At 56.9% G+C, this 4,144-nt stretch carries 4 protein-coding genes and 1 pseudogene; 4 read left to right on the forward strand and 1 reads right to left on the reverse strand.

Annotated elements, in window-relative coordinates:
• Positions 1-212: 212 nt before the first annotated feature.
• Positions 213-632 carry a winged helix-turn-helix transcriptional regulator gene (locus CF70_RS25815; protein ID WP_051648996.1) on the reverse strand — a complete coding sequence of 140 codons (420 nt, stop codon included), beginning with the start codon at positions 630-632 and terminating at the stop codon, positions 213-215.
• A 101-nt stretch (positions 633-733) separates the two neighbouring features.
• Here CF70_RS25815 and CF70_RS25820 point away from each other — a divergent pair, with 101 nt between their 5' ends.
• The 4 genes and pseudogenes from CF70_RS25820 to CF70_RS36295 all read left to right on the forward strand — a co-directional run bounded on the left by CF70_RS25820 (position 734) and on the right by CF70_RS36295 (position 3,999).
• Entirely contained in the window at positions 734-2,143 is a 1,410-nt protein-coding gene (locus CF70_RS25820) for an MATE family efflux transporter (RefSeq protein WP_235185214.1), read from the forward strand.
• 28 nt (positions 2,144-2,171) lie between these two features.
• Positions 2,172-3,116: an alpha/beta fold hydrolase gene (locus tag CF70_RS25825; RefSeq protein ID WP_035871496.1), complete on the forward strand. Its 945-nt coding sequence runs from the start codon at positions 2,172-2,174 to the stop codon at positions 3,114-3,116.
• Positions 3,117-3,154: 38 nt separating this feature from the next.
• A pseudogene (locus tag CF70_RS38285) lies at positions 3,155-3,259 on the forward strand (short-chain dehydrogenase/reductase); the annotation flags it as partial.
• A gap of 443 nt (positions 3,260-3,702) precedes the next feature.
• On the forward strand, positions 3,703-3,999 hold the full coding sequence (locus CF70_RS36295) for a hypothetical protein (protein WP_152561921.1): 297 nt from the start codon (positions 3,703-3,705) through the stop codon (positions 3,997-3,999).
• Positions 4,000-4,144: the final 145 nt, after the last annotated feature.

Consider the following 4,144-nt stretch of genomic DNA (forward strand, 5'->3'; position numbering starts at 1 on the left):
ACGAGGGCAGGCATCAAACAATCCTTAACAAGAGCAGTCCTTCGGGTCCGCTGGCTGGTTGACCGTTTCAGGCTGAACAGAGTCACTCGCTTTTGGCGGCCGCGGTGACTGCGCCGAGCATGATCGTACATCCAACCGCCAGCGACTCATACGACCGACGTACCGGCGGGACCAGTCACTCGATTTTCCGTGCCTCAGACTTTCACCAATTCTCAAATTTTCGGCATTTTTTTGGATTGTGGTGTTGGCGTGCGACCAAATTGGCCCAGAGCCTCCAGCTCTTCGAAGGTGTACGACCCCGGAATATGCTTCTTGCCCCACTGAACAAACGCGTTCAGTATTTCACCCAGGTCCTGGCCTTTGTCCGTGAGCGCATAGGCATACCGCGCGGGGCGCTCCTGGTACGCTTCACGCGTCACGATTCCCGCTTCCTCAAGGCGGCGCAGGCGATCGGCCAGGATGTTCGTCGGTATCCCTTCGGGGGAGGCCGCAAATTCCCCGTAGGTGCGCTTGCCTTCGCGCATATCACGCACGATCAGCAGCGACCACTTGTCGCCAACGACATCTAGCGAGCTGGCCACTGGGCAAACGGACCGCCGCGCAACCTCCGCCGCACTTTTCCTCGATTTCATAGCCATTTTCCTTGCTACAAGAAGTCACTTGCATTTTGCAAGTATTATGCTACAGTTCAATTTACTTGCAAAATGCAAGTGACTATTTAAGGATAACAGTCGTGAATGAATCACTGTTGACCGGCCCGATCACCCCGCGTCTTCTGCGAATGGCGTGGCCAATTCTTGTGGTCCTTGCGGTGCAAACGCTCGTTGGTGTCGCAGAGACCTATTTCGTCGGATTCTTGGGGACCGACGCCATTACAGGGGTCGCACTGGTCTTCCCCCTGCTGATGCTGATGACCATGATGTCCAACGGTGGCCTGGGCGGCGGCGTCTCTTCGGCCATAGCCCGAGCCATGGGTGCGGGCCGACGCAATGACGCAGACGCCCTCGTCTGGCATGCCGTGGTGGTAGCCATCGCATTTGGAGCGCTATTTACCGCCGCCGCAGCACTTGGTGGACCGGCGCTGTATAGGGCGCTGGGAGGAAAGGGGCCGGCGCTGGCCGCTGCGCTTGAGTACTCCAACCTCGTGTTTGGCGCAGCAATACCCATCTGGATCGCAAACCTGCTTGCATCGGCGTTGCGCGGGGCTGGCAATGTCAAAGTGCCAGCAACACTGACGGCCGTCGGCGCCGCCCTCACGCTTGCGCTGTCACCGCCTCTGATCCTTGGATGGGGGCCCATTCCTCGCCTGGGCATCGCGGGGGCTGGTTACGCCATGATTGTTTACTACCTGGTCGCAACTATTGCGTTCGTCATATTCATGCTGACCCCGCGCTCACCGGTTCGCCTGCGAATCGTACGGATCGAGTGGCGTTTGATGAAAGCGATTTTGGGTGTAGGACTACTTTCCGCCGTGGGTACTCTGCTAACAAACGCAACGGTGGTCGTATGTACTGGGCTCGTTGGCAAGTTCGGTGTGAGCGCGATCGCCGGCTACGGCATGGCATCACGCCTCGATTACCTGCTCATCCCACTGTTGTTCGCCGTGGGAACTGCGACTGTGACGATGGTTGGGGTAAACGTCGGTGCAGGAAAAATTGAGCGCGCCCGCCATATCGCTTGGACTGCCGCCACTCTCTCTGCGGCAGTAACGGGCCTGATCGGCATCGCTGCCGCGCTGGTACCCGAGCTCTGGATGGGACTCTTCAGCAATGACGCCCAAGTGATAGAAGCCGGAGCGAGCTATCTCCGGCGCGCAGGGCCGATGTACGTCTTCTTTGGACTCGGCATGTCGCTGTACTTCGCCAGCCAAGGGGCCGGTAAAGTCCTCTGGCCAGTCGTCGCCAGCCTGACACGTCTGCTTGTGGCCACGCTGGGAGGTTGGTATCTCCTTGCTGAAGCCAACGGTGCCGTCACAGAACTCTACTGGGTGATGGCAGGAACACTCGGGATCTTCGGCGCCATCAATGCCATCGCTTTCGCCAAGGGGGATCCGTTTGGGCAAAAGAAGTCTGAACTAGCCAGACACCTGACCCGCCGTGCAGACGCCAATTCCAACCCTGTTTCTCCCCTGTCAGTACGTTAACTCTCGACCCCTATCAAAGGAGATCATCATGAAACTTTCAAAATTTCTTAGCCCTTTCGTCGCGTTCACTGTGGGCGCCGCAGCTTTTACCGCATCGGCAGGTGAGGCCACCGAGCTTCGCATACAGAGAGCAGGTCAGTCCATCTACGTGAAAGACTATCCCGGTGCGGAGCCGGCAATGGTCATGGTTCATGGCTTTCCAGACAACCATCGAATTTATGACGAGTTGGCGCCCATCCTTTCCGAGCGCGGCCAACGTGTCATCACGTTTGACTTCCTCGGCTTTGGAGATTCGGAAAAATCAGGCACCTTCCAGTATTCATTTGACCAGCAGGAATCCGATCTTGCTGCGGTCGCCGACGCATTGCACCTGAAGTCCTTCATTCCAGTGGCACATGACGCAGGTGGCCCGGCGGTGATCAACTACGCACGCAAGCACCAAGACCGTGTCAGCGCGATCGTCTTGCTCAACACCTACTACACCGATACGCCGACCCTGAAGCTGCCGCAGTTGATCCGACTGAGCTCTACCGGATGGCTCAAGCCCGCCGCCGAAGCAGTCATGAGCAGCACGACTCTACGGAACTGGCTGTTGAGCTACCAGGCCAACCAATTCGTGGCCGATGCGCCTGAAAAAATCCGAGCAAAAGTCAAGAGCAGTCTGCTACCGATGATCGAAGAAAACTTCGAAAAACTCGATTCGATCCGTGGATTTAACTTGATGACCGGAGACCTGAACAAGAACGTTGAGGAGAACCGCAAAGCAGTGGACCAACTGGCAAGCCTCGAAATGCCCGTGACCCTGATTTGGGGTAAAGGCGATCCGTTCCTAAATGTCGGTGTTGCCAAAGACCTAGCCAAACAGTTCAAGCACGCCGAACTTCACCTTCTGCCTCTTAACCACTGGCCTCAAGTTGATGACCCGAAAGCAGTCGCCGACATTCTTTCGCCTGTGGCAGCGGTCAGCCATTGAACCCAGACGAATTTAGCCCATCAGATTGGAGTTTAAAAATGTCCAAGCCACTCGTTGCTTTCGTCACAGGGGTTTCCTCAGGGATTGGCCGAGCCACAGCGAAGCAATTCGCCGACCGCGAGCATATCGTCTTTGGCTCTGTACCGCAGGTCTACGCGAACCAGACAAAGATTCCTTCCAGCGCCCTATATGGGCCTCTACTCGGCGACTAAACACTCCATCGAAGGTCCCGCTCGGGCCCCTTTCGCCGCTCGCCATCCTGGGGTCTTCGACGACCCCATGACACACCGGCAACATCGCGTGAAGCGCTGATCAATGCGTGAGAGATTGCGGACGATAGTGATTTATTTTCGGACTCCTGTTGCTATCAAAACTGGATAAGCTGGATTGACCCTTTTTGGTGCCGCCGCTTTCCGGGAGGATCCGAGAAGAATTCAGGATGCTCGGACGCGAACTCACAGTCATTCAGCGTGCGCGGGTCAAGAAATAGCCAGCCAAATGCGTCGCAAGCGCAGGAAGCCTTGTGCTCCGGGCGCCGTCGGGTAGTTCGTGGAAATGGGGACGGCTCTCCGCGTCAGCCTTCGATTTGGTCTCCGACATCGGCGTGCTCGCGACCACTGAAGTCAACAACTTCTATGATATTAAAGATCCGACGGGCGATCAGGCCAATACGCTTCCCCTGCAGGGAGAGGCATTGGCGCGAGTGGTCGCTTCCTGGCAAGGATATTCATGGGACCATGCCGGCACGCACTTAGCCGCACGCGGCAAGCTGAACTCGCTCGCCAAACTCATGTCAATGCTACCTAACAGGCTGCTGAAATACCGGCAGCGGATGTCCGCGCGACGACTAGTACAACATCCCGTAAATAGCTTGAATAATTAATTGCCTCGGATATCATGGCGGGATGAGTCGAGGCCGCCATGCAACGCCAGTGAAGTTGGCGAAGAAAGAAAGACAGGAACTGTTATCGCTGATCGAGCGCAAGACGGCGCCGCCGCGAGATGTGATGCGCGCGCGAATCGCGTTG

Source organism: Cupriavidus sp. SK-3, from assembly GCF_000611145.1.
Lineage (GTDB): Bacteria > Pseudomonadota > Gammaproteobacteria > Burkholderiales > Burkholderiaceae > Cupriavidus.

What these genes read in the sequence shown, in the direction of transcription:
- CF70_RS25815 (WP_051648996.1), bottom strand. Translation starts at nt 632, where the DNA reads ATGAAATCGAGGAAAAGTGCGGCGGAGGTTGCGCGGCGGTCCGTTTGC.
- CF70_RS25825 (WP_035871496.1), top strand. Translation starts at nt 2,172, where the DNA reads ATGAAACTTTCAAAATTTCTTAGCCCTTTCGTCGCGTTCACTGTGGGC.